Origin of the sequence: Halomonas sp. MES3-P3E (assembly GCF_002836035.1) — a bacterium.
Classification (GTDB): domain Bacteria; phylum Pseudomonadota; class Gammaproteobacteria; order Pseudomonadales; family Halomonadaceae; genus Vreelandella; species Vreelandella arctica.
The window spans coordinates 23,720-49,215 of record NZ_PJBT01000008.1; the positions used below are offsets into that span (position 1 = coordinate 23,720).

29 protein-coding genes and 2 pseudogenes are annotated in these 25,496 nt (G+C 55.2%); 23 read left to right on the forward strand and 8 right to left on the reverse strand.

Translation table 11 applies throughout. The annotated features are described in order from the left end of the window. The first annotated feature begins 2 nt into the window (after positions 1 to 2). From CXF87_RS02720 to CXF87_RS21875, 4 genes are all read left to right on the forward strand, one after another. Complete coding sequence (locus tag CXF87_RS02720) at positions 3 to 785, forward strand: M48 family metallopeptidase (protein WP_035557843.1); 783 nt, start codon at positions 3 to 5, stop codon at positions 783 to 785. After that, positions 782 to 3,763, forward strand: coding sequence for a hypothetical protein (locus CXF87_RS02725; protein WP_101145387.1), 2,982 nt, complete (start codon positions 782 to 784; stop codon positions 3,761 to 3,763). Before CXF87_RS02720 ends, CXF87_RS02725 begins: the two co-directional genes overlap by 4 nt. Positions 3,764 to 3,859: 96 nt before the next feature. Next, complete coding sequence (locus tag CXF87_RS02730) at positions 3,860 to 4,279, forward strand: hypothetical protein (RefSeq protein WP_035557849.1); 420 nt, start codon at positions 3,860 to 3,862, stop codon at positions 4,277 to 4,279. 39 nt (positions 4,280 to 4,318) lie between these two features. Beyond that, positions 4,319 to 4,942, forward strand: a complete 624-nt coding sequence (locus CXF87_RS21875) for an RES family NAD+ phosphorylase (protein ID WP_232774555.1) — start codon at positions 4,319 to 4,321, stop codon at positions 4,940 to 4,942. Positions 4,943 to 5,387: 445 nt separating this feature from the next. On the opposite strand, the pseudogene CXF87_RS02745 reads toward CXF87_RS21875, so the two are convergent. Further along, positions 5,388 to 5,960, reverse strand: a pseudogene (locus CXF87_RS02745) (recombinase family protein); the annotation flags it as partial. A gap of 702 nt (positions 5,961 to 6,662) precedes the next feature. Between CXF87_RS02745 and CXF87_RS02750 the strand changes: the two are divergent. The 3 genes from CXF87_RS02750 to CXF87_RS02760 are packed head-to-tail and all read left to right on the forward strand — an operon-like array spanning position 6,663 to position 9,194. Next, positions 6,663 to 8,075, forward strand: a complete 1,413-nt coding sequence (locus CXF87_RS02750) for a sensor domain-containing diguanylate cyclase (protein WP_101145388.1) — start codon at positions 6,663 to 6,665, stop codon at positions 8,073 to 8,075. A gap of 21 nt (positions 8,076 to 8,096) precedes the next feature. Next, the gene (locus CXF87_RS02755; protein WP_101145389.1) at positions 8,097 to 8,420 is read left to right on the forward strand and encodes an EAL domain-containing protein; all 324 of its coding nucleotides are present in this window, start codon (positions 8,097 to 8,099) and stop codon (positions 8,418 to 8,420) included. A gap of 18 nt (positions 8,421 to 8,438) precedes the next feature. Continuing rightward, positions 8,439 to 9,194: an EAL domain-containing protein gene (locus tag CXF87_RS02760; RefSeq protein WP_269801088.1), complete on the forward strand. Its 756-nt coding sequence runs from the start codon at positions 8,439 to 8,441 to the stop codon at positions 9,192 to 9,194. A 419-nt stretch (positions 9,195 to 9,613) separates the two neighbouring features. Here the strand turns inward: CXF87_RS02760 and CXF87_RS02765 are convergent. The 5 genes and pseudogenes from CXF87_RS02765 to CXF87_RS21525 form a co-directional block, all read right to left on the reverse strand. Further along, positions 9,614 to 9,979 (reverse strand): annotated as a pseudogene (locus CXF87_RS02765) (YeeE/YedE family protein); the annotation flags it as partial. Positions 9,980 to 10,089: 110 nt separating this feature from the next. Further along, a complete protein-coding gene (locus CXF87_RS02770) occupies positions 10,090 to 10,263 on the reverse strand; it encodes a hypothetical protein (protein WP_198555988.1) in 174 nt (57 codons plus the stop codon). A 69-nt stretch (positions 10,264 to 10,332) separates the two neighbouring features. Continuing rightward, complete coding sequence (locus tag CXF87_RS02775) at positions 10,333 to 10,761, reverse strand: TIGR01244 family sulfur transferase (protein WP_101145392.1); 429 nt, start codon at positions 10,759 to 10,761, stop codon at positions 10,333 to 10,335. A 20-nt stretch (positions 10,762 to 10,781) separates the two neighbouring features. Continuing rightward, the gene (locus CXF87_RS02780; protein ID WP_101145400.1) at positions 10,782 to 11,693 is read right to left on the reverse strand and encodes an MBL fold metallo-hydrolase; all 912 of its coding nucleotides are present in this window, start codon (positions 11,691 to 11,693) and stop codon (positions 10,782 to 10,784) included. 287 nt (positions 11,694 to 11,980) lie between these two features. Then, positions 11,981 to 12,127: a hypothetical protein gene (locus CXF87_RS21525; RefSeq protein ID WP_157826461.1), complete on the reverse strand. Its 147-nt coding sequence runs from the start codon at positions 12,125 to 12,127 to the stop codon at positions 11,981 to 11,983. 440 nt (positions 12,128 to 12,567) lie between these two features. On the opposite strand from CXF87_RS21525, the gene CXF87_RS22215 reads away from it, so the two are divergent. Beyond that, on the forward strand, positions 12,568 to 12,690 hold the full coding sequence (locus CXF87_RS22215; RefSeq protein ID WP_268762340.1) for a hypothetical protein: 123 nt from the start codon (positions 12,568 to 12,570) through the stop codon (positions 12,688 to 12,690). A 153-nt stretch (positions 12,691 to 12,843) separates the two neighbouring features. On the opposite strand, the gene CXF87_RS02785 is transcribed toward CXF87_RS22215, so the two are convergent. Next, positions 12,844 to 13,116: a hypothetical protein gene (locus CXF87_RS02785; RefSeq protein WP_035557864.1), complete on the reverse strand. Its 273-nt coding sequence runs from the start codon at positions 13,114 to 13,116 to the stop codon at positions 12,844 to 12,846. 705 nt (positions 13,117 to 13,821) lie between these two features. On the opposite strand from CXF87_RS02785, the gene CXF87_RS02790 reads away from it, so the two are divergent. The 3 genes from CXF87_RS02790 to CXF87_RS02800 all read left to right on the forward strand — a co-directional run bounded on the left by CXF87_RS02790 (position 13,822) and on the right by CXF87_RS02800 (position 15,526). Continuing rightward, a complete protein-coding gene (locus CXF87_RS02790; RefSeq protein WP_035557867.1) occupies positions 13,822 to 14,448 on the forward strand; it encodes a class I SAM-dependent methyltransferase in 627 nt (208 codons plus the stop codon). Between the two features lie 457 nt (positions 14,449 to 14,905). Continuing rightward, a complete protein-coding gene (locus tag CXF87_RS02795; protein ID WP_157826462.1) occupies positions 14,906 to 15,058 on the forward strand; it encodes a hypothetical protein in 153 nt (50 codons plus the stop codon). A 192-nt stretch (positions 15,059 to 15,250) separates the two neighbouring features. Continuing rightward, the gene (locus tag CXF87_RS02800) at positions 15,251 to 15,526 is read left to right on the forward strand and encodes a hypothetical protein (protein WP_035557873.1); all 276 of its coding nucleotides are present in this window, start codon (positions 15,251 to 15,253) and stop codon (positions 15,524 to 15,526) included. Between the two features lie 243 nt (positions 15,527 to 15,769). Here the strand turns inward: CXF87_RS02800 and CXF87_RS02805 are convergent, their stop codons facing one another. Continuing rightward, positions 15,770 to 16,612, reverse strand: a complete 843-nt coding sequence (locus CXF87_RS02805) for a hypothetical protein (protein ID WP_083024693.1) — start codon at positions 16,610 to 16,612, stop codon at positions 15,770 to 15,772. 141 nt (positions 16,613 to 16,753) lie between these two features. Between CXF87_RS02805 and CXF87_RS02810 the strand changes: the two genes are divergently transcribed. From CXF87_RS02810 to CXF87_RS02875, 12 genes are all read left to right on the forward strand, one after another. Further along, on the forward strand, positions 16,754 to 17,110 hold the full coding sequence (locus tag CXF87_RS02810) for a hypothetical protein (RefSeq protein WP_101145393.1): 357 nt from the start codon (positions 16,754 to 16,756) through the stop codon (positions 17,108 to 17,110). Further along, the gene (locus CXF87_RS02815) at positions 17,103 to 17,513 is read left to right on the forward strand and encodes a DUF6573 family protein (protein ID WP_008958316.1); all 411 of its coding nucleotides are present in this window, start codon (positions 17,103 to 17,105) and stop codon (positions 17,511 to 17,513) included. The genes CXF87_RS02810 and CXF87_RS02815 overlap by 8 nt, the downstream gene beginning before the upstream one ends. Positions 17,514 to 17,737: 224 nt before the next feature. Beyond that, positions 17,738 to 18,328: a DUF6927 domain-containing protein gene (locus CXF87_RS02820; protein ID WP_008958315.1), complete on the forward strand. Its 591-nt coding sequence runs from the start codon at positions 17,738 to 17,740 to the stop codon at positions 18,326 to 18,328. A gap of 183 nt (positions 18,329 to 18,511) precedes the next feature. Continuing rightward, the gene (locus tag CXF87_RS02825; RefSeq protein WP_101145394.1) at positions 18,512 to 19,090 is read left to right on the forward strand and encodes a hypothetical protein; all 579 of its coding nucleotides are present in this window, start codon (positions 18,512 to 18,514) and stop codon (positions 19,088 to 19,090) included. Positions 19,091 to 19,214: 124 nt separating this feature from the next. Next, positions 19,215 to 20,447, forward strand: coding sequence for a hypothetical protein (locus tag CXF87_RS02830; RefSeq protein WP_008958313.1), 1,233 nt, complete (start codon positions 19,215 to 19,217; stop codon positions 20,445 to 20,447). Between the two features lie 188 nt (positions 20,448 to 20,635). After that, positions 20,636 to 21,097: a hypothetical protein gene (locus CXF87_RS02835; protein ID WP_008958312.1), complete on the forward strand. Its 462-nt coding sequence runs from the start codon at positions 20,636 to 20,638 to the stop codon at positions 21,095 to 21,097. Between the two features lie 152 nt (positions 21,098 to 21,249). Further along, positions 21,250 to 21,591: a single-stranded DNA-binding protein gene (locus CXF87_RS02840; RefSeq protein ID WP_101145395.1), complete on the forward strand. Its 342-nt coding sequence runs from the start codon at positions 21,250 to 21,252 to the stop codon at positions 21,589 to 21,591. A gap of 64 nt (positions 21,592 to 21,655) precedes the next feature. Next, on the forward strand, positions 21,656 to 22,219 hold the full coding sequence (locus CXF87_RS02845) for a hypothetical protein (RefSeq protein WP_101145396.1): 564 nt from the start codon (positions 21,656 to 21,658) through the stop codon (positions 22,217 to 22,219). Between the two features lie 94 nt (positions 22,220 to 22,313). After that, entirely contained in the window at positions 22,314 to 23,129 is an 816-nt protein-coding gene (locus CXF87_RS02850; RefSeq protein ID WP_008958309.1) for a DsbC family protein, read from the forward strand. 449 nt (positions 23,130 to 23,578) lie between these two features. Beyond that, the gene (locus CXF87_RS02860; RefSeq protein ID WP_101145398.1) at positions 23,579 to 24,037 is read left to right on the forward strand and encodes a hypothetical protein; all 459 of its coding nucleotides are present in this window, start codon (positions 23,579 to 23,581) and stop codon (positions 24,035 to 24,037) included. After that, positions 24,034 to 24,402 carry a hypothetical protein gene (locus CXF87_RS02865; RefSeq protein WP_008958306.1) on the forward strand — a complete coding sequence of 123 codons (369 nt, stop codon included), beginning with the start codon at positions 24,034 to 24,036 and terminating at the stop codon, positions 24,400 to 24,402. Before CXF87_RS02860 ends, CXF87_RS02865 begins: the two co-directional genes overlap by 4 nt. Before the next feature lie 434 nt (positions 24,403 to 24,836). Continuing rightward, positions 24,837 to 25,496 (forward strand): recombination-associated protein RdgC (locus CXF87_RS02875; RefSeq protein ID WP_101145399.1); only part of this gene is annotated, 660 nt, incomplete at its 3' end.

Sequence of the window (25,496 nt, forward strand, 5' to 3'; positions counted from 1 at the left end):
TTATGCTGGCGCTCCTGTCTGCCTTGTCGGCCTGTTTCGCTGGGGCGCTTGGTTATACTGTGATGGTGGTATTGCCGGTGGTGGTCTTCGTTGGCTTACCCCTGGAGTTCATACGTCCCCCTGGTGAGCTTATGACAGTCACTTGGCTGGCCAAGGCCACCTACCTCGCAGGTGGGTGGCTAACTGCCCTCGCCTGGCTAGGGCTTAGGCTGGCGCCAGCCAGTTACCGTATCGGCCGGCTATTCCCAAGGGCTCGTGAGATTGCAGATCGTGTCTGGGTTTACGAGACGCCTGCCCTTCAGGCCTATGCTATGCCGAGCCCTACGGGTGGCGTTGTAATCGTTTCCCGGGGCGCCCTCAATCTGCCTCCTGATGAGCTTGAGTGGCTGCTGGCGCACGAGAGGTCACACCTTCGCCGCGGCGATGCGTCTGCGAGCCTATACTGGTGGACGCAGCACAGCATTTTGCGGGTGGCGCTTTGGCTGGCGCGGTTGATCTATACAATTCTTCGTCCCATTCCCCTGATTGGCCTGTTGAGCGGCTTGTACTTTTCTGTGGCGAGCTTGGGGATTCGCTTGGCATTAGGGCTTTTCAAAGTCTTGGACCGCCACTTAGGGCATCTAATGGAATATCGTGCCGACCGTGACGCGGCGCGTGTTGCCTCTCCAATAGCAGGCTGCCGGCTTCTCAGTAGGCTCTCTACGGGTCTTGAATCGAGCTGGGGGCTTTTCTCGACACATCCGCCGACATATCGGCGTATCAAGCGCCTGGAGCGTATGACATGAGTTTGATGGGGTATCGCTCGACACTGCTAAGATCCGTTATTGCTCTAACTATCTTCTACAGTCTCGCCGCGGCTACTGCTTTTTACTTCATGGGGCCGGAAACGCTGCAGGAGTGGCTAGCTGGCGCTGGCTTTTGGGTAGAGGGTGACGAAGAGATAAACCCCGCGAACGCGGCATCAGCGGCCACTGAGGTCGTCCTGGCAAGGTTGCGTGTTGTCTGGCCATGGTTAGCCGGGGGAATGGCTGCTGGCTCTGTGATCGTTCTGCTCATAGTGGGAATGGGATTAATAACACGTCGACAGCGCGCTAAATCTCGCGGTGAGTTCCGGGGCATGGATCTCTCAATTACGTACATGCCTTATCCTGATCCGATTAACTTCAAGCCAGTGAAAGCGCAGCTGTCGGGTAACGTTCCGGCACATCACATGCCGCTAATTAACCAGTTGCTCGGTTACCTCCAGGCTCACCCTGATGCTTTTTGCGGTGACGGCCACAGTACGACACTGCTTGAGCACCATCTAGGCGTGATCGATGAGGCCTTCGAGTACGAAGGTGCCGATCCCCTCCTCCCTCTTGCCGCGGCAGCACATGATATTGGCAAGACTGTTTCGCATGCGAAACAGGACGGGCAGTGGGTCCGCCTGTCCTACCACGATAAACAGAGCGGGCGTCTGTTGGCAAAGTTCCCCGCGTGGTGGGAGTTGCCTGAGGATGAGCGAGCCATACTGTTGCTGGCAGTAAAATACGAGCATTCTCCCAACCTGATGCCAGTGGCTTTCCCTGGCCTCAGTAGCAAGGGGGTGCGCCGCGCAGTCACTCTCCTCCAGCAGCTGCGAGAGATAGACGGCCTCGCTACACGAGGCGAGAAACGCAAGGTGCTTGAGAATCTGAACGTCCAGGAGCTGGCGATCGAAACGTTCTTGCGAGTGGTTCCCCAAGTACCCTATCAGGTGAAAGGTTTAGCGAAGCGTGTCAAAGCGGCAGGCTTCCGCGTTGGTGAGCGGCTTTACCTCTCCGAACATCATGTTCGGGAGACAGCCCTTTCCAAGCTGGATGATGACGTTGCCGCGGCCTTTGGCGGTGACTTTCGAGCCCGAGGTAAATCAGGGGAGTTTACACAGGTACTTTTGGCAGCATTGGCCGATCGCGGCTGGCTCATCACTGAAATCGAGGGAGTGCCAGAGGGGAGCGAAGCGGCGAAGACCTGGACGTTGCCATCTGACCAAGCGTTGTGGCGGGTACGTTCCGGCATAATCGAGTTCAGGGGAATGATCGCGGTGGAGCTGCCAGTAGAACACCAAGGCCTATACCCGCGAGAAACCGCTTATGAGGTAACCGTCCTCGGCCCCCAGGGCAAGCACAGTAGCAACGCTGGCGTTGCGCCAACAAAAGACAGTGGTAAGCGGGAAGAGCGCATGACTAAGCCTAAAGGTATTCCAGCGTCAGACGTATGTGATGTCAGCCTGTTTGCTTCAGTGCCTACGGGTACGGGTGATGCAACGAAAACCAGTGGGAATGCTGCACAGAAGAGTTTAGGGGCAGCGAGCAAAACCTCTACATTCAGCCATGAATCACTCACGAATACCGACGTGGCTTCCGCCTGGCTGCTAGATGATTCCCAGGCGGCAGGTGGGAATACTGCACAGGAAGAGACGCGACAGCCCACCCCTTGCGGTGGGGATGCTGCACAGAAAGGCAATGGCACCCAGAACCAGCAGGCCTCCGCAATGGTTGAAACAGGCGAAGGAAAAGATATAGCCGGTGCCAAGCCGATGGATGATCTCCATGCGGCAGGTGGGGATACTGCACAGGAAGAGACGCGCCAGCCCATCCCTTGCGGTGGGGATGCTGCACAGAAAGGCAATGACACCCAGAACCAGCAGGCCTCCGCAATGGTTGAAACAGGCGAAGAAAAAGATATAGCCGGTGCCAAGCTGATGGATGATCTCCATGCGGCAGGTGGGAATACTGCACAGGAAGAGATGCGCCAGCCCACCCCTTGCGGTGGGGATGCTGCACAGAAAGGCAATGGCACCCAGAACCAGCAGGCTTCCGCAATGGCTGAAACAGGCGGAGAAAAAGTTATAGATGGTGCCTGGCTGCTGGACGATTCTCATACGGCAGGTGAGAACACTACACAGGAAGGCACGGGCCAGCCAATACCTTGCGGTGGGGATGCTGCACAGAAAGGCAATGATGCCCAGAATCAGCAGGCCTCAGCCAAAGCTGAAACAGGCGACGAAAAGGCTATAGTTGGCGCTTGGCTGCTAGAGGATGTCCCCGGTGTCGGTGGGGATATTGCACATTATGAGCAGGATGGGATGAGTAATTCCATTCATACTAAGACTCCAGCAGGATTTAAAAGAGAATCAGAGGGAGCTTGGTTACTAAATGAGATTGTTGAGGCGGCCGGTGGGAACGTTGCACAGATAGCGACCAATGACCAAATTTCGCCCACAACAAGCGGGGGGGATGTTGAACTGATCGCTGAGCAAGCCGAACCCACGAATGACTTTTCAGAGATTAGTCAGCTGACGCTAGGGGCTGACGCAGATAACCATAGTGATGTTTCGGCTGAGCTGGGTGACTGGAGCCCAGAGGCCGATAACGCACCGAATGATACCCATATTCAACTTGGCCTGGGGGAGGCAATGCTGGCCACAGCTGAGCATGAGTCCCCAGTGACACAGCCGAGCCATCAGCCAGTCCCTACTGTCATGGTTGATAAAACGACGCAAGGTGCTACAGAACAGCAGAAATCGGCTGTGTCTGGGCAGAAAGATGTACGGACATCCTCACCTATCCAGCGACGCCTGAAGAAGCGAGGTGGGACCTCGGCTGGTCGCCAAAAGGCTTTAAACAACGAAGCGCCAGCGGATAAAAGCGAACAGACAGGCCAAGTGAAAGCGAGCAGAGGGTCATCCAAGCCTGCCGGTGCCAAGGCGGAAGTAAAAGGAGTGCCTAAGCTGTTCAGTTGACCAAACATCACCTTGCGGAGATGGACTTCGAAGCGCTGAAGTTATATGATGCATTTATGTAGCAACATCGCTGCATTTTTGCAGGGAAAATAGGCTATGAGCGTTGAAGCAATCATCGAGCCGTCCGATTACGTTGCTCCCGACACTTTCAATCAATTCCTCGCTGACTTGAAAGCTCGGGCACGGCAAACCAAGAGCCCAATCATCAGCCCGAGGATGTTCTGCCTTGCCCTGGGCATGGATGTACAGACGCTGGCCTCGCGGGCGCATGTCCACCGCGTTACTGTAAACCGCGCCCAGGGGGCTGAGAAGCTGCAGACTTACTTACGGGATGCGGTGCGAGTCATGGGAGCAGCGGCTGACATAAATGGTAATTTTCAGGATGCCGCGTTCTGGTTTCGTAATGAACCGATCAGCGCATTCAATTTCAGGACACCAGAGCAGTTGGTCAGCGAGGGACGAGCTGAGGATCTATTGAACTATGTTCAATCACTTCACGCAGGCGCGGCTGGATGATCCTTACCAGACTGGCAGATCAACCAGCCTATCGTGTCCATGTCCCCCGCTGGGCCATCGCCCCCCACAAGTGGCGCAGGCGCCGCCCAGCATGGCGGTCGCCTCAATCGTATCGGGGTTCCCGCACTCTACCTTGCTCTGGAAGAGCTGACCGCGCTTGAGGAGTGCCGGCAGCTCTCGACCCTGATGCCACCCGGTCTTATTGTGAGCTACACGGTAGCGTTGGCCACAGTAGTGGACTTCAGCCATGGGTACACGGCTGACTGGGACTCTCTCTGGCAGGAAATGGGTTGTGACTGGCGTAGAATTTTGTTTAATGATCGCGTTGAACCGCCCAGCTGGTTGCTCGCTGACCTAGCCTTGGAGGCTGGTGCTAGCGGCATACTGTTCCCGTCGTTGGCCAATCCACGGGGTGTAAACCTCGTAGTCTACACCGACGCCTTCATTTCACGTCACACCGCCCCTACCTCTCTTCGAGACCTGTCATACGGGAATGAGAAGAGAAGGATGCAAAATCATGATGATGTGCTGATTGTCCGAGGCGATGCTGATCTACGTTGCTACTGGCTAGCGATGGAGGGGCAGCCCTTTGCAGATGTCGAGCCAGCGGAGTTCGGGATCGAGCGGCAGAAAGCGCAGGTAAGGTTCCTTACTTGGGACTGATCCTACTCTGCCACAGTAAGGCTATCAATTGATGGCAAACGGAGAACCTGCCCGTTAAGCATGGGTTATACGGGCTTGTAGTTCGCCCAGACTGTTGATTTCACGCTTCCCCAGGCTGTCTGCTGAGGGAGGCATTTTCAAAACCGCTTGATCCATCCGGTCAGTCATGCTTTTTGAAAGCTCGAATAATGAGAAAAGCTATGAACAGCGCTAAGTGGAATAAGTTGCTAGCTCGGTGGTGCCTTCTTAAAAATCAGTATCAATTGGGTTCAGGGGACTGCAGCCAGTCCAAGTTCTTACTGGCCTATCCTTAAATGCTCCAAGTTTAATACTATTATGCTTAAACATATCGGCTGATTTTCTGCCATCTTTGATCATAAAGTCGATATAAAGCATCACTATTAGGCTAGAAGTGTCCGGAGAACACAGAGCAGTCCAGTTTTCTTTACACATGAAGCTTGCCCCTCCAGGTGTTATTTTCAGAAGACGATCGCACTGCGTGTCTGAAGTCGGTTGCACTGTGGTCTGGGGCTTCGGACTGGCTGGCCTCCAAAGCGGCGTAAAGGGCCGTCTTGCTGACCTTGATGCGTGCGGCGGCCTCGCGGATGCTCAGCCCATTGGCGAGGTGCTCCCTTGCCCGCTTCAGCTTGTCGTCGGTGACAACGGGCTTGCATTCTCCTTTGCGCCCACGGGCGGCGGCAGCGGCCAGCCCCGCCTTGGTGCGATCACGGATCAGATCACGCTCGAACTGCCCCAAGGCGCCGAACACGTGGAAGATCAGCCGCCCACCCGGCGTGGTGGTATCGATGCTTTCGGTCAGCGACCGGAATCCGACGCCACGCGCGTCCAGAGTGCTGACCACTTCGATCAGATGCGGCAGTGAGCGTCCCAGTCGATCCAGTCGCCACACAACCAGCACATCCCCGTCGCGCAGGAACCCCAGCGCGGCTGTTAGGCCGGGTCGTTCTTCCTTGGCCCCGGAGACGGTGTCATCAAAGATTCGCTCGCACTCCGCCTTGCGAAGCGCATCGGTCTACAAGGCGGTGTTCTGCTCTGCCGTCGGGACCCGCGCATAGCCAATCAGCGCCATTGACTGCCCCTTTTGTCCGCTAATCCGTCCGTTTATCTTATTGTCCCAAAATACATCAAACAAGCTGTTGTCGGACAATGTCCGGATTGGCCGCCTAATGATCGTTTCTCGGACAGGCTGCATTGTGCGCCGCCATGCTGAACCAATTCGAGGATCGTTTGACACGGCTCGTTCACAAGTCCGCTGCACACCGGGCGAACCGCCCAATGTATGGGTACAACCACCTTCTGACAACGACAGGCAATCAATGGGCTCAACACACGCGTTCGACGCGCTGATGAATATGGCGGGTTCATCGTTCCGTCACCATCGCTCGCTGCCCTGACTGCCGGCAGCCGCGGTGCCTCCAGCAGTGCTTCTCTATCCAGCGTTAAAGGGAGTGGTGGCCGATTACGGGTGAATAAAATACGCTTTCAGTGTAACTTCCTTACAGATAAGTTATGAGCTATATCACAGTCTGTTCGCACAAGCGCGACAAGCGACGGGCGACGAAGGCTCTTTGGCGAAAGAGCACGCGGATACTCTTCTTAAGGCTTCGACATGGACAACGTGTAAGTGCACGCCGGACAAGAACGCGGGGATAGCGCCCCTCAGGACGAATTGGCCTCCATCGAGTCCAGTGAACGGCTTATGAGAGCCCTGGGGCGCGGTCTCTTAATCAGCCTGGTCACGATCTTGATCGCCGTGGCCGGGGTCTTCGGGGTGGGGATCCTGTCGTCGCAGTCGCTCGATCGCTATGCCGAAGCGAAGTCGCGGGAGCAGGTGCAGCGACTGCTCGATCTCGAGCTCGAAGAACTGGCCAACCGCAGCCGAGATTATAACTGGTGGAACGAGGCCGTCGAGCTGGTAATCTACCAGCGAGACACCGACTGGGCCATGGAAAACGTCAGCGGTTATCTGCAGAACCAGTACGGTACCGACTGGGTAGTGAGTCTGGATCGCGAGGCGACACTGATCCACGGCGTACACAAGGGTACGGAACTGGAGGCGCTGCCCGAGGGCCTGCTGACCGCCGAGTTCAAGCAGCTCATGGCCGAGGCCATCGACACCGATTTCGCCGACCCCGAGCCCGCATCTGACATCCTGGATATCCAGGGAGCGCCTGCCCTGGTCGCCGTGTCGCCGTATGTGGCCTACGACCCGACCCCGTATGCCACCAATCAGGCGCATGGCTATCTGATCCTGGTCAACTACATCGACGAGGCCATTCTGGGCGCTTGGCGTCGTGATTTTCAGATCGAGGCCCTGCGTCTGCTGCCTGCAGCGGCAGCTCCCCCTCGGGAGACAGGCCAACTGGCGTCCCTCCCCCTGGCAACACCGAGCGGCGAGCCGCTGGGCACCCTTCAATGGCGTCCGGAGCATCCTGGCCAGAGCCTCCTCACACAGCTCCTACCCTGGGTGATTGGAGGCGTGCTACTGATCCTCGCGGGCAGCCTCTTCTTCTATCGACGGCTGCGAGCCTATGGCAGGCTGGCCCATGGTCACCTCATGGAATTGAGCACCAGTCGGGAACTGCTTTTTCGTCAGGCGAACTACGATTTTCTCACCGGATTGGCGAACCGGTCGCTGTTTATAGAGCACCTGAACCACGAGTTGGCGCGCTGCATCCGCCATAAGCTGAAGGCCGGAGTCCTCTACGTTGACCTGGACGGTTTCAAGGCCGTCAACGACACCCTGGGCCATACCGCCGGCGATGAGCTGCTGTGCTGGGTGGCCAAATCCATGGCGAAGCTCGTGCGCACCGAGGACGATGTGGCACGCTTCGGTGGTGATGAATTCTGTCTGTTGCTGACCGACGTCGCCTCTGAGGAAGATGTGTCACGGGTCGTCGACAAGATTCATGCCCTGCTGGCGGGCCCCGTTGAGGTGGGCGGCAAGCACATGCTGGTCGGGGCGAGTATCGGGATCGCGATGATTCCCGACGACACTCAGGATCTCTCCGATGTGTTCCGCTATGCCGATATCGCCATGTACCAAGCCAAGTCGAGGGGCACAAACCTGTTCTGCTTCTATGATGCAACGATGGAGGAGCGCTCGCAGTAACATGCAAGGCTGAAGGGTCTGTTGGCTCATTGCCTGACCCATGAAGAGCTGTACCTGCGCTATCAGCCTATCTATTCTCTGGTGAGCCGTGAGATCACCGGCATGGAAGCACTGCTCCGGTGGCGCCACAAGGAACTGGGGGAGGTGTTGCCGGCCGAATTCATTCCCGTGGCGGAAGAAACGGGCCGGAATATCACGGTCTCGATCAATATCTCGGCCAAGCAGCTGCGCGACCTGACGTTTCCGTTCAAACTGAAACAGCTGCTGGAAAAACACGGCGTGGAGTCTTCCAGCATCAAGCTCGAGATCACCGAGAGCCTGTTGATCTTGGAAAGTGACAACTAGCACCGTGTACTGCTCGACCTGGCGAAGCGAGGATACCGCCTGGTGCTGGATGACTTCGGCACGGGGTATTACGGCCTTGGCGACCTGGGCCGCTATCCCCTGGAAACGGTCAAGATCGACAAGTCGTTCGTGTCCGGCCCGAAAGCCTCCTCGCTGAACGCCTCGCTGGTCAAGACCATCGTCTTCATGGCCAACCACTGTGGCATGAAGACCATCGCCGAGGGGATCGACACCCCCGAGCAGGAAGCGTTCGTGCGCGGTACCGGCTGCACCCACGGCCAGGGCTTCCTCTTCAGCCGTCCGACCTCGGTGGCCGACATCATTGCCCTGATGGCCCCGCCCTCGCCTTCCCCAACGGCGTCCTGGAACGAGAGCGTCTCGGTCTCGGGGCATGCCCCATCAGGCGCCAGGGAGTCATCCCTGTGTCCGGCCATGCACTATCGTGGTGCATGGTCGAGCATTGTAGTTGCCCGTTGCCCGTTGCCCGTTGCCCGTTGCCCGTTGCCCGTTGCCCCGCCCAAGGCCCACTGGCGTGTCGGGCTGGCTGGCCTTCAAAACGGCGTAGAGGGCCGTCTTGCTGACCTTGATGCGTGCGGCGGCCTCATGCCCCAATTCAAGTGTCACCAAGGCTCCGATGATGGACGTTCGGAACTGGGCCTGTGCTCAGGTCGGACAGGATGGTCACGCCTTGCTCTGCAATTGGTGATGTATCTGATGCCATGCCTCGACCCGCCCATGGTGCTTAGGAGGACTGAGCTTAGTCGAGGTTGGTGAAGGCGATTGCTGAAACAATTCTTTCAGAAGACCACTGCACACCGGGCGGTCCGCTCGATGCGCTGGTGCAGCCGTCTTCTGAAAATGACACCAGGACTTCCTGGAGGGGCAATTTTGCGTAAATAAATTACGTTAAATTTTCTACGTAAAGAAAACGTACCTATTATTCGGATTTATAGAGCCATGGTCACTACTACGCGTCCGCGAATGCGGCCGGCGAGCAGATCATCGACCGCCTCGATGGCGTCGTCGAGGGCGATGGAGCTGGTGATAGCATCGAGCTGCTCGGGAACCAGCAGCTGCCCCAGACGCCGCCAGGACTCGACGCGATCCGCGTAGGCGCGCATCACGCTGTCGATCCCCGCCAGGGGCACGCCGCGCAGGATAAAGGGCGCGACGCTGGCGGACAGGTCCATGCCCTGGGCCAGACCGCTGACGCCGTGACCACTAGTACAGCCGCTGCCGACTTTTGTCCCGACGCCGACCAATAGACCTGCCAGCAGCATCAGCCCGATATCTCCCGCCGGCTGACCGATGACCTCATCCGGTGCGCCGGAGACATTACCTAGCCCACCTCCCAGTAAAATAAGGATGAGTGGGCCGCTGAACAGACCCAGTAGGAAGGCCAGGCGCCAAGCCGAATCTCCTGCGGGTTGCTCCAGCAATAGTCCGGAGAGGATTCCGCTGACGCCGGAAATACGACCCAGCGTTGCCATCAGCCATACAGCTGCCAGGCCGATCAGCACACCGCCGATCAAACCGGAAAGACTTGCCGCTATGTCCACGTTGTGTCTCCTCTATGTCAGGTATTTGAAATATGCCGGACAAGCCGTGTCGAAGCATCGTCATTGTCGGGATCGCTCAGCTCTGCAGAAGAATGAACGTGCAAGGCATGTCAAGCATCGAACGTGTTCAGGAAGACATTACCGCTGAAATTGCGTAGGAATGCTGTCTTCAGCAGGCGGTTCATCTCTGGCCCCTTGACCTCGCAAAGGTGCAGTTGTAACCCCGCATCACTCAAACGCAGGTTGATCGACTGCAAACTATCCAGTGCCGAGGCATCGATCAAGTTGACGGCCTGGCAGCCACTGAGCGATGGGGAAATAGCGGCGCAAACTGGCCATGCCGGTCAGCGCTATTAGTTGTCATTGGCCTGGTTTTCGAGGCTCTCGCGAAGCGGCTCTAGGTCATAGCCGGCCGACTTGGCAGCACCGACGAGTTCCGAAATCGGACGATGCGAGACCTGTGAATAGGCCCAGAGATGAGCGACCCGTGTGCCGGTCCGGCAGAAACCGATCACGGGAGTCGGCGATAACTCCAGGGCATCGGCAAAGGCGGCAATGTCCTGCTGGGAATACTTGCCGGGCTTGACGGGAACTTCATGCCAGACCATACCCAGTGATTCTGCCTTAGCCTTGAGAGCATCGGGATCCGGCTGGTCATCACTTTCCCCACGCGGGCGATTGGAGATAATGGTGCGGAACCCTTGCTCGGCGAGCTGTTCAAGTTCGTCGAGGCGAGGTTGTGCTGTCACAAAAAGGCGATCATCAAGCGGTTTGATTTCCATGGGTTATCTCCTTGGTCACTTTAGGAGCGCGCCTCATCCCAGGCGGCCCCTGGTAGAGCATCGAGGGGAATCTTCAGGTAACGACGACCATTATCCTCTGGCGCTGGCAGGTCGCCGCCCAGGATGTTGACTTGCAAAGCGTGCAAGATCAGTTTCGGCATGGGCAGCTTAGCGTCGCGCTCGTTACGCAAGGCGATGAAGCTTTCCGCTGTCGAGCTGTCTTGGAGATGAATATTGGTTTCGCGCTGGACACTCACCGTGCTTTCCCACTCTGGCTCGCGATCGCCGGGCATGTAGTCGTGACCGGTAAAGAGCCGAGTGTCATCCGGCAGTGCCAGGATGGCCTGAATGGAATCCCACAGCTTGTGAGCATTGCCCCCGGGGAAATCGGCACGGGCCGTACCACCATCCGGCTGAAACAGCGTGTCGTGCACGAATGCCGCATCGCCGATGACGTAGGTGATCGACGCCTTGGTATGGCCGGGCGAGAACATAATCCGGCCTTCTATCTCGCCTACGTGGAAAGTATCGCCCTCTACAAAGAGGTAATCCCACTGGCGGCCGTCATCCGGAAAGTCGGGCCAGTTGTATATATCCTTCCATAGTGCTTGCACTTGCGTAACGTAAGCTCCTATGGCCTTTGGTGCCCCTGTCTTTTCCTTTAGATACTGTGCTGCCGAAAAATGGTCCGCGTGCGGATGGGTATCCAGAATCCATTCGACCTTCAGCCCTTGGCTGGCAACGTAGTCCAGCAATTCATTCGCATGGTGCGTTGCGATAGCGCCGGACTTTTCATCGAAATCTAGGACTGGGTCGATGATTGCGCAGCGCCGAGTCACAGGATCGCTAACAACGTACTGCACGCTAGAGGTCCGCATGTCGTAGAAGCCGACAACATCTGGCTTGCCTGGCGAGTGTCGAAACGTTTGCATGGCATCCTCGGTTGTTGGTAAAAACGTTACTAGGTTAGAACAAAAAAACATAATGTCTAGCATCAGCAACCAAACCGCACAAATCATTTATCGCGGCAGCCTTCAAGGAGAAACACCTACTCTGTTTCGCTGGATTGACCCATTTCAGGGCTTCGTGGACTATAATGATGCGATAGAAATCCTGATGAGGATGAAGTTTGCCGACCTGTGCTAGATCATGCAGGGCCAAGCTGACGATACTTGCAATGGCAAAAATCCCCATTGGTAAGGAGGCTTGTTATAGCTGATCATGGCCGTGTACGGCGGGCTTTGGGTGCGTGCGTAGCTACAAGGGCATGCTCGACAAATACTTTGCCATCCATGGCTTCACGGATCGCAGCCAACACGGCTGACACAATCAACCGCCAGTCTGGGTATGCGGCTCGACTAAACATGACTGATTTCCTAAGCATTCCTACGCAGGTTTCCGTCGGCCCAACGAACTGGACCGGGAGGAGATATCGAGCATGCACTGAAGCAAACGTCGCAAAGCTTAGATTGGCTGGGGTCTTCCTAGGAGAAACAGTGCTGACTTCTGCCAACTGTGACCATTAGATATCTAGCGTGATTTTTGTCCATTTACCCTTCTGCAGCGTGGAATTCGGGCTCAACGAGCTCGAGGAGTATGCGCTATAGGTGCTGTACAGGGACTGAAGTACTGACTTTGTAACAATCAGCCCACGAGGAAAGGGTAAGAAGATAGCTCGTGCAAATCGACAAAAAGCGAATCCAAGTCAGGATGAAATTCAAGGCGTGGCGTTATCGGCAGGAAAAGCTAAGCGAGGTGTGCTTAACGTAACCATTACTGTAAATGAGATAGAAAGGGAGAGAAACAATGATGGATGGAATGATGAACGGTGATGCAATGATGTGGGGGATGGGGCTGATAGGGCTTCTTGTCCTAATACTGCTTGTGCTCGGTATTGGGGCTCTCGTTAAGTATCTATTTAAAAAATAAGCGAGACCTTAAAAGCGGTGAGGATACTGAGGGCTCTCAGTGAGTACAACCATTTGCTTCCCAAGTTCACACAAGGGCAGATAGCCGGCATATACGAGTGCCATGTTATTCCAACTGAGGCGCGGGACATCCGCAGCCACTCATTGCCTGTTGCTAAAGAACAAGTACTATACGAGTGCGGCAACCCCAAGCACGAGGAGCAGGATTACAAGCAGACAGAGCAGGTCCATCCCACCACATCATCAATCCGCCGCAAGCCACCATTTCGCCCATCGTCAGTTCTTCTCCCTGTAGTGTCGGTTTCTCCTGCATTTCAATCTGCACCGGATGTCCGGCGGCTTTCCACTGCGGATAGCCCTCGGTCAGGCTTATCGCCTTAGAAAAGATTGGTATTCTGACAGCGATATACCCCGCCGTCTGGAGCATCGGTAAGCTCTTTACCGGTGCCTGGTCAGACCGGGTGGGGCGTCAGGGGCTCATCGTCTGCCAGCAGTGGTCATTGTGGTGTTTGCTGTCTCCGTAGGGTTTTCGGGATTTGCGACGGGCGCGTTCCTATTGGGATAGGTAAAGCGATGGTTTATCCTACCCTGTTCGTCGTCATCGGTGATGTCGTGCATCCAGCGTGGTGATCCTCGGTTGGCATCTATCGCCTCTGGCGTGATCTTGGCTATTTCTTAGGCGCTATTATCGCAGGGGTGGTAGCGGATACACTGGGACTGGCTGCGGCGTTGTGAGTGGTGGTGGCTTTGACGTTCGCCTCGGGCCTATTCTCGACGCTGCGCATGAAGGAGGTACTCCAGATCACCGCACGGTCTCAGCGCAGCTGGATCCCTAACCAAGCTGGGAAGTGATTTACCGACCATCTCCTTGCCCATAGGCCCGGTCACGCCCGCGCCAAAAAGGAGAAAGACATGACGAGCATCACTCCTTCTTCTTGCCCGATGGGTCTTGGGCGCAATAGTCGTAGCAGTAGACATTGCCGGAAAGTTCAACACCTAGGACGGGAAAGAGCGCGTTGTAGTGCCCCAGAGATGGAGGGCAACAAAGGGCACAAGCTGGCTTAGCGGGGGTGCTATAGGCTTACAACACAATGATATGAGTTTTATCCCTATCGAATGTGGAGGAAGTGCCATGGGTTTTTATAGCCGCCACATACTGCCGCATCTGATCAACCTGACGATGGGAGCGGGGATGCTTAAGAAATATCGTCAACGTACCGTGGCCAAAGCTCGGGGGAGTGTCTTAGAACTTGGATTTGGATCTGGAGTTAACCTACCTTATTACAACCCTGAGCTTATAGAGAAGTACTATGCAGTGGAGCCGGATGGTGGCCTTTTAAAGCTTGCGCAAAAGCGTATTAACAAAGCCCCTTTCAAGGTGGAAGTGCTGCAAATGGGCGCAGAGCAGATAATACTACCTGATGACAGCATAGACACGGTCCTGAGTACTTGGACACTCTGCACGATTCCGGACATAGAAGCGGCTCTAGCCCAGGCGCGAAGGGTGCTCAAGCCCGGGGGACAATTGATTTTTGTCGAGCATGGACTCGCGCCAGAAACCCGCGTTGCCAGCTGGCAGCAACGGCTGACTCCGTATTGGAAGCGTTGCGCCGGTGGCTGCCATCTGGATCGGCAGACAGATGTGTTGCTTCTCAATGCCGGCTTTGTACTCCAGGATCTGGCTACAGGCTATCTCGGTCGTCCCAAGACCATGACGTTCATGTATGAAGGCGCGGCCAAGCCTCCCGCTGTCGGGTGAGTGAACTGGGTTCGCTGGCGGTAGATGGCGAACTCCGGGGCGCGAGATGTGAAAAAAATCAATTACATGCTACATAGCTGCTGGTGTAGCCCAGCATGCATGGCGGAGCCAGCGGCCCAGTAACGTGATCGCCAGCATGTTATGTCTCTCCACCCCTGTCTCGGTACGGTCACCCTCGGCTCTATCTCGGAGTGACATTCTGGTTTTTATCTTGAGCCCAGGTAATGAGGTCTCGGGTTCAACAGTGGTTTACGAGGCTCAACAGGCCCAGTACCCGGCAAACTATCGGCATTATGGTGCTTTTCTTAATTGGCATTGCCCTAATCGCCAGTGTGGTCTTTCGCTAGGCCACTGCTTTTGCATCTGCCGTTCTGCATGTTAAGGACGGTAGGTCTATGCTATCGCTGGATCGGCGATGTGTGCGGCCTCGGCCTGCTGTGGGGGGGTGAAACTGGTCATGGGCCCCGTAGTGCGAACGCCTTTCCCCGCCGCCTCTAATCTCTTCGCCAAGGTAACGGTGGTGGCCAAGGAGAAGGGTCTGTTGATCTACCTTCGGCGCACTCTGAACGGCCTGCTCGATGAACTGCTGACGCAGACCAGTCTCACCTGACGCTGGTCAAGAACGACGCAACGAGCCGGACATTGGCATCGGCAGGCGGAACCGCGCTAGTCGAGTCGCCCGCGTGATAGCTATCGTTCACGGAAAATTCGCTGTGCACCCTATTTACGAACCTGAGTGTCACCCTGCCCCCCTATCTCCTCTTGAGACCTGTAATCCAGCAGGAATGAGAGGAGTAGGATCATGAGCGTAAAGTTTCAACAATGGGTCGCCACGGTACGACGAAGGATGCAGGATGGCCAGCCTCTGCTGGGGCCGGACAGCCTGCAGGCACTGACAGACGATGTACGAAAACTCGGTCTTGGCGCTATGGGTGCCGGAGTTCTGGGTTTCTTCGCTCCTAGCGAGAAAATCACTCTTGGTGCATCAGTTGCCATGTTTTTCGTAGGTGCTATCATTTGGGTAACAGGTATTGCGTTTCTTGTAAGAATTGAGCGCAACAGTGCAGAAAAGGATTGAATTTATGAGCCCTTTTGGATGGTTAGTTACAGCTTTTGCAGTCTTTATGGCGGCCGTGTGTTTATTCACGTTCGTTCAAATTGAACGCAGCAAGCATCATCACCATCAGGACGGCAGCAGCAGTTAGCTGAATTCTGGCGATTGTCATTCTCGTCAGAACAAGAGACATTGATCTCACATTCAACAAGCTCTTCCTTCGCGAAGAGCTTTTTTATTTCCGGTTACCAGAGGCTGGCGGATGGTTCAGCTAACCACTTCCTTGGCGAGGGAAAAGGCCACAGCCACCAGTGCAAGGCAGCCCAACGCCAGAGGATTGGTAAGAAAACGACACACTGCATAGCGGTATGGATGGGCTTCAATGCGGTCTTTCGTGGTCTGCAGGCTTGCAGCCTTTCGCTTGAGCTTCGCTATCTGCCCTTCCTGTTCTTCCAGCTTTCGCTGCTGATCAACTAGCCAGTCACTCGCATTCACCTTTTGGATATTCAATCGCCAGGCACGCTCGGCATCGTCAGTCGTCAGGTTTTCAGCAAGCATGTATTTTGATCGAGCGGTTATCTGCGATTCGGTTTCACTAGGGATGAATTCAATACCGAACTGCTCATAGAACCGATCACGCCTAACCTTGTTATTTCCATCGTGTGCGCCTGGCTTTTCATCTTGCCACGACAGCTCGATCTTCATTACCTCTGCCAACGGCCACTGCCTGGCCCAAGTGACGATCTCTGCCATCAGGTAGGTGCCGATACGAAACCCGCGTAAACCGTTAAGAATCATTTGAATATCTGCGGGACCTCTGCATTCACCGTGAGTGAGTCTGACCCGCTCCCTATCTGTTGAGCTTGAAGGCGAATATGCAGCTGACCATTCGAGTTCATTTCCCTCAGGAGGCCGCTGGGTATCGATCCGTTTGACTCTAAGCGTGAGTCGAGCGCCCTGGCCAACAATTTGTTCTATCCGCTGGATCATCAAAATCGCGTCTGGGGTCTCGCTGTTGGGTGTCTCTCGGTGGCGAACCTGGATAACACGCAGATTCTCTCTGGGCGCTCCCTCAGTAGTGCTGTCCTGGGCTGTTGCTTTACCGACCATAGGCATCTCCTGAATTGATTGTTTCGCATGCGAAACAGGTAGGGGGCTACCAATACCATACTTTTCAACGTCAGCAAGGCCCCTATCTCTTCTTGAGACCTGCTTTGCAGGAATGTGAGAGAGAGAAGAGAGAGAATCCCAATGGAAACATTTGGCGAGCGTTTGGAAACGATCATCTACAGCCGTCGCGGCGGTAACTTCGGTGAATACTTAGGCGTTGAAGGTCTGAGCCGGAGGGTGCGAATAAGCGAGCAGGTGTTCAAAGTCCGCTCATGTGTGGATGTGGATTCTGACTGGATGTGGGAGGTTACGCACGAACCAAGCGGCTTGTCTGAGCGTTCTAATGAACGCTGGGGGCTATGCTTTGCTGCTGATCGACTGGCTCGCGTTGTTAGACGTGAGGGCGCCTGGAAGTTGCCGACTGGGCCTGAGGTTACACCCATCCCAATGGCTGCTTTTTTGGCGTCACGCCAACAGGGGGCTACTGCTCATGTTTGATGAAATTGACATGATCCATAGCTATTCCCGTGCAGATGCCATCGAAGATGGCAATTTGGTAGATGTCAGCGAACGTGCTGAGCACGCCGCCGGCTACATGATGGGTTTCAAGGTGCCTGTTGCCATGACTGCTGCAGCCTGGGAGTCATTGGTGGCGTGGCATGACGGTACAAACCCTCATGAGATGCAGCAGCAAGAGGAAAAGCGGTTAGGCGATGTATTGCTTGTCGCCCTTGAGGCTGCTGCGAGAGAGCGCAACGAGAGATATATCAACTTCATCGTTGATGTGATTGAGCAATCCGAAACCGGCTCTGTCGTTGTGCCAAAACATGTCGTTATGACTATCGGCCCTGGGGATACCCCTAAGCCGGTGATAACGATCATGCTACCCGAGGAGGACTGACGCGATCGCGCAGTTATCACTCCTCTTTCAAAGCCCCTAGTCAGCCTTGTGCTGCCTGGGGGTTTTCTATTTTAGACGCCCGGGAAGCATGGGCCATGCTTTTGCGGCTGGCTCTGCAAAAGGCGCCAGCCGCTTTGTTTCGCATGCGTAACATTTTCTGTCAGCTCCTCCCCTACCCCTTGTTGAGACCTGCAATTCCGCAGGAATGAGAGAGGAGCAAGATCATGGGTACATTGTGCATACCAAAGCCGTCTGACCGTAAAGCCTACCTGGACGAGGAATACACCAACCAGGATGGTTCTATCGAAGTGCTGAAGTCGAGCTTCGTGGGCTCTACCTACTACGCTGCGATCAAGATCCAGCGGGCAGCAGAGGCCCCGGAGCAAGCGCCAATTGAGTACACGATAGCGGCGGTCGTGAAGACTAGCTGTTCGCAGGGTGAGTTTTGCTACAAGTCGATGGATGAAACGATGGGGCCAGTCTTGTCACAGTGCCCTGCGTCCATTCTCAAGCTGCTATCCCCTCTTGGGGAGCTTGAGCGGCTAGGGGTAGTTGCAGGGCTCAGCCTGGAGTATGCCAGCGAATGGCGCGAGAGATGCCTAAAGCATGCTGAGTCGAAGAAGCAGCGTGTGCGCCTGAAAGATGGCGATCGCATAAAACTCCCGTACACAGTACGGTTCGTTGGAGGCCTGGAGTGCGACACGTTCACCAAGGTAGATTTGCCTCGTAAACGTAATGTTTTCAGGCCTGAGGGCTCGTCCGGTTTGGTAAGGCTTCAGGCCCGCCACCTGGATGATGCCGTAGTGCTCGCATAGTTATTCAAGCCCCCTCTGCTGTTCTCAGCATGGGGCTTTTTCATGCTGGCGCGAGCCGTTCTATACCACCTGACACGAAACCCCCTATCACATCCTGAGGCCTTTACCGCGTCCGCGCTCTCTTCATGAAGGCCCACTGCATCACTCGATACTGCATCACACCAGTGCCACATGGAGGCCGTTATGTCTGCCCTAACACATGAAGACCGCTTATTTCTTCGAGAGCTACAGAAATGTATCGCTGCCAGTTGCGCCAGCTATTTTGATAAAACGTTCGGCACCAATGTGCTGCCCGCGACTGGCGCCTCGATCACCATTGAGGGTGAAGTGAAGATGGACATGTACGATCACGCGCCAGGACTCGCCTTCTATGAGACGGATTCCTCACGATCTGTGGTTGTGCCTCCATACACTGAGTATTACAAACTTCGTGAGCTGGCTGAGTCAGGTTTTGCTGCGTGTTATCAGGTATGGCGTGAAGCCGAAGACGTATATGAGGGGTTGTTCAGACCTTTAAACATGCGTATCTGCAATAGTGATGGGGTAGTCATTGACCTGTACGAACGGGGGGGCTGGCTCGAAGACACTATTCCCCCTGGCCAATGGACCGAAACGGCAGCTCGTATTGAGGAGCTGAATCGTGAGGGTAGCTTCCAGTCGGGATGGGACAACTTTTCTACAGCCAAGCGGATGCATCGGCAGGCCTCTCGGTTACAGCAGTTGCTCACTCTTTCACGTCACAGGGCGAATAGCGCTGCGTGAAGCTGCCAATGTGGCGATGCATGCGTCCTCTTTGTTTCGCGTGCGAAACACTTAGCTGGTCAGTAACTCCCCTACCTCCTCTTGAGACCTGCAATTACGCAGGAATGAGAGAGGAGCAAGGATCATGACGACACAGACAGATAAGACCACCTGCTGGATACCGAAGTGCCACCTTCCCGCGCTGCGCGAGAAGGTAGAACGGCTCGACCGCAAGGCCAAAAAGCTTGGCATGGCACCCTTTGAGATCAGCGTCCTCGAGGAGGCTGTAAAGCCTTGGACTCGTGAGACGGTGGATCTTGAGGATCGACTGTCGCACTTTAGGGTGGAGAAGATCGCTGCCGTCAAAGTCTCAATCAGTGGCGAACCCCCGAAGTTGGACGGGTATCGCTTGCTGGCGCGAATCGACATGGCAGCTGACAAGGCGGCACGGGTCACCCCCTTGGAGTGGGCATATAGCCGATTGCCCGAACCTTACAGATCAGGCGATGCCACGGGAGACTGCAGCCATTGCAACAAACGGCGTGAGCGGCGCTATCTCTTTCTGATGGAAGAGATGGCAACTGGTGCGGTCCTAGAAGTCGGAAAGACATGCCTCAAGGACTATGTTGGTCACCAGGGTGCCGAGTCGATGATGGCCCGCGCTCAACTATTGGTCTCTATGATCAATATGATGGAAGAGATCGATGAGGTGGGCTTGAGCGGTGGTCGCCCGCCAGAGGCTGTTATTGAGCTGAGATGGTTGGTGGCAGCGGCGGTACGGCAGATCAGACAACGAGGCTTTGTGTCTCGTTCTCGCGCTGAGGAAACCGGCGACTTGGCGACAGCAGAGATCGTTGGTGAGATGGCCCGTTCAGCTCCGATGATCAGCAAGGGGATGAGGGCATTTGAAAGTGAAGACGTGGCTCGGGCTGATGCGGTTATAGCTTGGGCGCGGCAAGTGCTCCCTCTGCAGGCTGAGCATAGTGAGTTCGAGACGATGATTATTCATCATGCTCGGTTCGATATGGTCGGGCTAAAGCGCGGCGTCGGTGTTATGACGGCGGCTGTCACAGCCTACGATCGACATGAGGAGTCAGCTATTAACAGCGAGTCAATGATGGCACTCGGCTATGCTGGCGATCCAGGCGATCAATTAGAGATGGAAGTAGTGCGCAAGCAGTCCTTTTCGTCAGATACGCGATGGGGGCTGATGTGGAAGCACATCTTCTGTGACCTCGAAGGCCGATACATTGTCTGGAAGACAGGCAAAGCCCTTGAGGAGAAAAGGGTTGTATTGAAGGGGCGCGTTAAAAAGCACGACGAGTACCGGGGGATTCCTCAGACCGTCGTGACGCGCTGCTCAATTAGACCTGCATGATTCACAGCCCCTGCACCTTTCGGTCAGGGGCTTTTCTATGCTGGCGCACTCCCTCTCTTGCCTTTTTAGCTGATGAAATGTTCCGCATGCGAAACGCCGCGCAGGCCGACCTGAGCTGACCGCTTGTGGCAGTCCCCGCCCTATCTCCTCTTGAGGCCTGCATGGCAGGAATGAGAGGAGAGAGTGACATGAATATTGAGCTAATTGTAAATCAAGAAGATGCCGTAGCCTTTGGGCGTGAGTTCGGCGGCCTGAAACTTGATGACCTCAATGATGATCAGGTGGCGTTTGCTATCGACTCAGCGCAAGGCTCACGTTTCATACTGCCCCGGCAGGCCGGTCGACGCTGGCGCCAGCCAACGCCTCGACAAATGGCAGACTTGGGAACGGATGTGAATGTGGCATTCGAGGTCTTCTCGCTTGGAGAGCTGGAGGGTTTTGCATTCTCTGTCGAGGATGGAACTGTCATCCAGGTACGTCGCCCTGATCGCGAGTTGCATCGGGAAAGCACTCTAAAAGCCATTGAGAGCGTCGACGATGCATTCGTGGTGAGCTTTACCAAGAGAGCTTTCAGTAAGTTTCTTCTTAACTTGGCGCATTGGAGTTATCTCCAGCCCAAGGCAAGAATCATTCGTCATCGTCCGCGGTGACCCCTTCAAAGCCTCCTCGACTCTTCTGAGTCAGGGGGCTTTTTCATGTTTTTATAAAAAAATCGTCCTGGCTGGCTCCTTAGTGTCAGTAGCGCCCCTATCACCCAACGAGACCCATTACGTTGGGAATGTGAGAGAGAGGAGATTTGAACATGTGGGGACAGACTCTACAGATTGGCCACATTGGCGAACCTGAAGCACGGACCAACGGCAGTGGCAAAACTTACGTTCGGTTCGGTATTAACATGGCCAAGAAATCGGGCGATGAACCGATGTGGCTTAACTGCATCCTTGGTGGCCGCTTTGCCGAGGTTATGAAAGATCGCCTGAAGCGCGGTCAATTGGTCTTTGTTGAGGGCGAGTTGTCCTTTCGCAAGGCTGACAACGGCACTGTGTACACAAACCTCATGGTGGACACTTGCCGAATCCTCCGAGATCCGCGTAGCGTTGGTGCTGCCGATGATGGAGACGATAAAGTGGAATTTCCATTTTGATGTTCTATTCACAGCCCCTGGTTTATTCCTGGGGCTTTTTCATGCGTAGACGATAGGCAGGCACATGAGTGAGACAGACCAGAAAACCAGATACCGATCTCAGCATCCCTTGGCCAGGGTCTTGCCCTTAGCCGGTGGCGTGCTGGGTGCGATGGCGTTCGCTATAGCGGTCATTCCCATAAACCTCCCATGGGCCTCGTCTAGCACTGGAATGCCAGCCGTAGTGACGTTCGATACCGCCAAATACGTTAATGCCCGGCGTGCAGCAGCCAGTGAGCTGCTAGGGGACGGCGAGGTGCGAGATTCCGCCGTTTCCACATTGGCTCGTGTAGACAAGGGTGTTCGGCCAGCGATCGTAGAGGCCGCAAATGGCGCCTTGGTCATAGTCCGACAAGCAGCCGTCTTGGACGGCACCATCCCTGACATCACAGACACCGTGTTGGCTGGATTAGGCCTGCCAACAGATGCTCCTACGATCGAGACAAATCTTGATCGTCATGGAGACACCACTTATAGCGCCTCGAACCTCTATGAGGAGGCACGAGAGCTGGTCAGCCGTGCAAACCAGCAGGCGCGTGAGCGAGCCGCTTCGCAGAGCGAAGCGGGAATTGAAGAGCTGCTGCCCTGAGCAGTAGATGACTAGAACCTGATGTGGCCATGCCTCGCATGGCGAAGACTTCGCCAGTACCGCTGGCGCTTAACTTTGCTCAAGGAGCTTATAGATGAAACACCTTACTTTGATCGCCTCCGCTGTTGCAGTCGCCTCCGCTCTTATCGCTGGGACAGCCATTGCCAATGACGACGATACCGGCGCTAGCATAGAGCTTCCGAAGGCCGTGGCTGACCTGGGCATTCCAGGCTCCAAAGTCGACAAGACGTTCGATACCGGGCTGGACGGTATCAATGGTTGGGTCATTAGTGTCGAGAACGACACTAATGTGATCTATACCACTGAGGACGGTAAGCATGCGTTTATCGGTATGATCCTAGGTGAGGGTGGTGAAAACCTGACGCAGGCTCACATGGAGCAGCACATGGAGAATAGCCCGCTGGCCAGCATGCCGAATCGAGCAGGTGCTCAGGACAACGGGTTTGAGAAAGAGGAAGAGGCCGCAGCACTCGCTCAAATTGAGGAAAGTGCCGCCTACGTTGAAGAAGGAACAGGCGACAAGGTTCTCTATGTTGTCTTCGATACGCAATGCGGTTACTGCCAGCAGATGTATCAAACGTCCAGAGCACTCTTGGATGAAGTGACATTCCGCTGGATTCCAGTGGGCTTCATGGGAGAGGGCTCACTCCACCAGGCCGCACAAATTATTGACGCGGAGAACCCCGCTGAAGTGCTGGCCACTATAGAAAGAGGCGGCAGTGTTTCCGAATCCCCCAGTACCGAAGCTATGAACATCGTGAGCGAGAACAGCAACCTGATCCAGCAGTTGGGAATCCGCTCCACACCGAATACGATCTACAAGGATGAAAACGGTGAAGCCCGCATCGTCCGCGGCGCCCTTCGTGCAGCTGAAATCCGCAACCTGTAACCTCCCGCACCTTGAAGAAATGCGCCCTGTCTACCCTAGAGGGAGCCGGGGCGCCCAGCTAGAGGGCACCCCATGTCTCTACAAGATCAACTCACTGCCAACATTGCGCGGCGAGCGCTTGAAGGAATGTTTCCACAGTTCGCCGTGAACCGCCTATTCCCACGTCAACCGCTCAAGGTAGGCCGCGGCACACGGGAGAAAACTGTTTACCCCTTTCGCTGGCTACACCGCCCCCTGACGCTTGAACAGACACGCTGGATCGCTAACCGGTCAGTTGACTACTGGATGCGGTGGTTCATCGCTTTTGGCGTGTCCCTTTTCCTCTCTGTCAAACTAGGCCCTCCCTACGGGGCTTTTCTTCATTTTGGTTTTACGCTACTTGCTGCCTGGACCTTAATAGGTGTGGCCGTAGCTGTTGGAAGGAATAGGAAGACTCCGAGGATAGATGCATGACGCAAAGCAACGAACATTGGTTAGCCTCGTTGGGGCGGGTACTGACCGGGCGACGTAAGCAGTCGGTGGAGGCTAACCGAATTGATCCAAGTGATCCAGCCATCACGAAGATGACGATTTCTCTGGCCCTGGATCTTCTTAATGAGGATCGATCGCATGAACGTTTCTCGCCGAGAGATCGCGTCTCATGGAAGTGGGGCATGAAGAACAAGAGTGTGCCACTAGCCAGGCAAACCGCTGTTGTTCTAAAGGTCCGACAAGATCCCATCACCGATAGTACCCAGTCACCATCATCAACTTATTACGAAGAGCCCTTGGATGTGCTTGTAGGTATGTATACCCACGAGGGCATATTCAGAGAGCTATGGATAGATGGGCGTCGTCTTTGCTTGCTGACCGATCAACGCTTAAACAGCCCTAATGATGGCTCTTATGGGGCGCAGGGTGAAGAATGATTGATGCTAAGGGCGCCGCAGAAGGCCCGAAAATGTTCGATGAAATACTGACCATTGTGGCTAAGGAGCAGCTTGGCTTGGATGGGAGCTACACAGTCTATGCGGTCGAAACGGAACAGATTGATGAGATCAACCTCGAGAAAGTGAAAGGCCTGGAAGACATCCATCTTCATTGCTTCACCGTAAAACTCCCCCCTGGCTTGGCTAGGGTTAGCCTTGCCCCTCGCGACGGTAATCAATGGCGTATGGATGAGGCAGTTCATGGGGTAGTGGATTATGGCCATGCAGCTCGAGAAACCCTGAGCGCCAGCCATGGTGGCAACGATCGCCGAATATACATCCCCTCCGTCAGTGGAAAACACTGAATGCATGGGCTTGCCTAAAGAGATATAATTCATCGTCTGGTATAGATACAATATGAATAGATATGACAGCCGACTGGACCAGCTGAATGAGCTTCCCCTCACCAAAGAAGATAAACACTTCATACTTCACTGCCTTCGTGAAGGAGGTGTGGTTGATTATCCACCCGTACTCGCGGCATACCAGGCGTGCTGGCACAATGCGGCCGAATCAGCCACTGTTCCGCAAAGAGATAACGTGGGGAGGAGGGCAGCTAACACCTTTCTGCGAGAGGCTTTGGGTGTTGAAGCACTTGGCCATCCCAGGTAACTGGCCATCAGTCCGCCAGCGGTATCTAGGGTAGGGGAGGAGGAGTTATACCGTTATCTTTTGCTTACCTTCTATTAGGTGGCATCTTTCCCCCTACCTAAAGGCATGAAACCACAGGGGCCTCATCATGTTCGACAATGCATTGTTATACCGCGCTCATAGCTCATTTCCTGAGTCAGAAGAAATGACCAACCTCATTCAAAAGCACCTTTTCCGAGGTTGTGCTCCCACTGAGGCCAGAAGGGTAGGGTGGGCGGCGGTTTGTGGTGAAGTATTAACATACTCCCTCCAGTCTCAATATCTCATTCTTCGCTTTCGCCGGCAGGAGCGTTTGCTCCCGGCTGCTGCGGTAAAAGAACTGGTGGAGGAGAGGGCGGCTGAAATGGAGAAGGCCTCAGGTAGCCCACTGCGTCAAGCGGAGAAAAAGCTACTCAAAGAGCAAGTCTACGAAGAGCTACTACCCACCGCACTGAAGCGCACCGGGCATTTCCTTGTGGCTATCGACATCAAGCGGAACTGGATTCTCGTTGACGCAGCAAGCCGAAAGAAAGCCGAAGAGGCTCTTGACCTGCTGCGTCTCACGCTGGGGTCGCTCAAGGTCACGCCACTAGCTACTCGCGATCGGCCCACAGCTTTGATGACCCGCTGGCTGGCTACCCCATCTGAGCGTGCTCAAGGCTGGATGCTTGGCGAGTCTTGCCAGCTCGAATCCCCTTCTGGTGACGATGGTGTAATTAAGGTTTCAGAGGTCGATCTCGATAGCGACGAGATACAGCAGCACCTTGAT

Coding starts and splice junctions, on each gene's coding strand:
- CXF87_RS02720 (WP_035557843.1), top strand. CDS start 3: ATGCTGGCGCTCCTGTCTGCCTTGTCGGCCTGTTTCGCTGGGGCGCTT.
- CXF87_RS02725 (WP_101145387.1), top strand. CDS start 782: ATGAGTTTGATGGGGTATCGCTCGACACTGCTAAGATCCGTTATTGCT.
- CXF87_RS02730 (WP_035557849.1), top strand. CDS start 3,860: ATGAGCGTTGAAGCAATCATCGAGCCGTCCGATTACGTTGCTCCCGAC.
- CXF87_RS21875 (WP_232774555.1), top strand. CDS start 4,319: ATGTCCCCCGCTGGGCCATCGCCCCCCACAAGTGGCGCAGGCGCCGCC.
- CXF87_RS02750 (WP_101145388.1), top strand. CDS start 6,663: ATGAGAGCCCTGGGGCGCGGTCTCTTAATCAGCCTGGTCACGATCTTG.
- CXF87_RS02775 (WP_101145392.1), bottom strand. CDS start 10,761: ATGGAAATCAAACCGCTTGATGATCGCCTTTTTGTGACAGCACAACCT.
- CXF87_RS02780 (WP_101145400.1), bottom strand. CDS start 11,693: ATGCAAACGTTTCGACACTCGCCAGGCAAGCCAGATGTTGTCGGCTTC.
- CXF87_RS21525 (WP_157826461.1), bottom strand. CDS start 12,127: ATGTTTAGTCGAGCCGCATACCCAGACTGGCGGTTGATTGTGTCAGCC.
- CXF87_RS22215 (WP_268762340.1), top strand. CDS start 12,568: ATGATGGATGGAATGATGAACGGTGATGCAATGATGTGGGGGATGGGG.
- CXF87_RS02785 (WP_035557864.1), bottom strand. CDS start 13,116: ATGCTCCAGACGGCGGGGTATATCGCTGTCAGAATACCAATCTTTTCT.
- CXF87_RS02790 (WP_035557867.1), top strand. CDS start 13,822: ATGGGTTTTTATAGCCGCCACATACTGCCGCATCTGATCAACCTGACG.
- CXF87_RS02795 (WP_157826462.1), top strand. CDS start 14,906: ATGGGCCCCGTAGTGCGAACGCCTTTCCCCGCCGCCTCTAATCTCTTC.
- CXF87_RS02800 (WP_035557873.1), top strand. CDS start 15,251: ATGAGCGTAAAGTTTCAACAATGGGTCGCCACGGTACGACGAAGGATG.
- CXF87_RS02805 (WP_083024693.1), bottom strand. CDS start 16,612: ATGGTCGGTAAAGCAACAGCCCAGGACAGCACTACTGAGGGAGCGCCC.
- CXF87_RS02810 (WP_101145393.1), top strand. CDS start 16,754: ATGGAAACATTTGGCGAGCGTTTGGAAACGATCATCTACAGCCGTCGC.
- CXF87_RS02815 (WP_008958316.1), top strand. CDS start 17,103: ATGTTTGATGAAATTGACATGATCCATAGCTATTCCCGTGCAGATGCC.
- CXF87_RS02820 (WP_008958315.1), top strand. CDS start 17,738: ATGGGTACATTGTGCATACCAAAGCCGTCTGACCGTAAAGCCTACCTG.
- CXF87_RS02825 (WP_101145394.1), top strand. CDS start 18,512: ATGTCTGCCCTAACACATGAAGACCGCTTATTTCTTCGAGAGCTACAG.
- CXF87_RS02830 (WP_008958313.1), top strand. CDS start 19,215: ATGACGACACAGACAGATAAGACCACCTGCTGGATACCGAAGTGCCAC.
- CXF87_RS02835 (WP_008958312.1), top strand. CDS start 20,636: ATGAATATTGAGCTAATTGTAAATCAAGAAGATGCCGTAGCCTTTGGG.
- CXF87_RS02840 (WP_101145395.1), top strand. CDS start 21,250: ATGTGGGGACAGACTCTACAGATTGGCCACATTGGCGAACCTGAAGCA.
- CXF87_RS02845 (WP_101145396.1), top strand. CDS start 21,656: ATGAGTGAGACAGACCAGAAAACCAGATACCGATCTCAGCATCCCTTG.
- CXF87_RS02850 (WP_008958309.1), top strand. CDS start 22,314: ATGAAACACCTTACTTTGATCGCCTCCGCTGTTGCAGTCGCCTCCGCT.
- CXF87_RS02860 (WP_101145398.1), top strand. CDS start 23,579: ATGACGCAAAGCAACGAACATTGGTTAGCCTCGTTGGGGCGGGTACTG.
- CXF87_RS02865 (WP_008958306.1), top strand. CDS start 24,034: ATGATTGATGCTAAGGGCGCCGCAGAAGGCCCGAAAATGTTCGATGAA.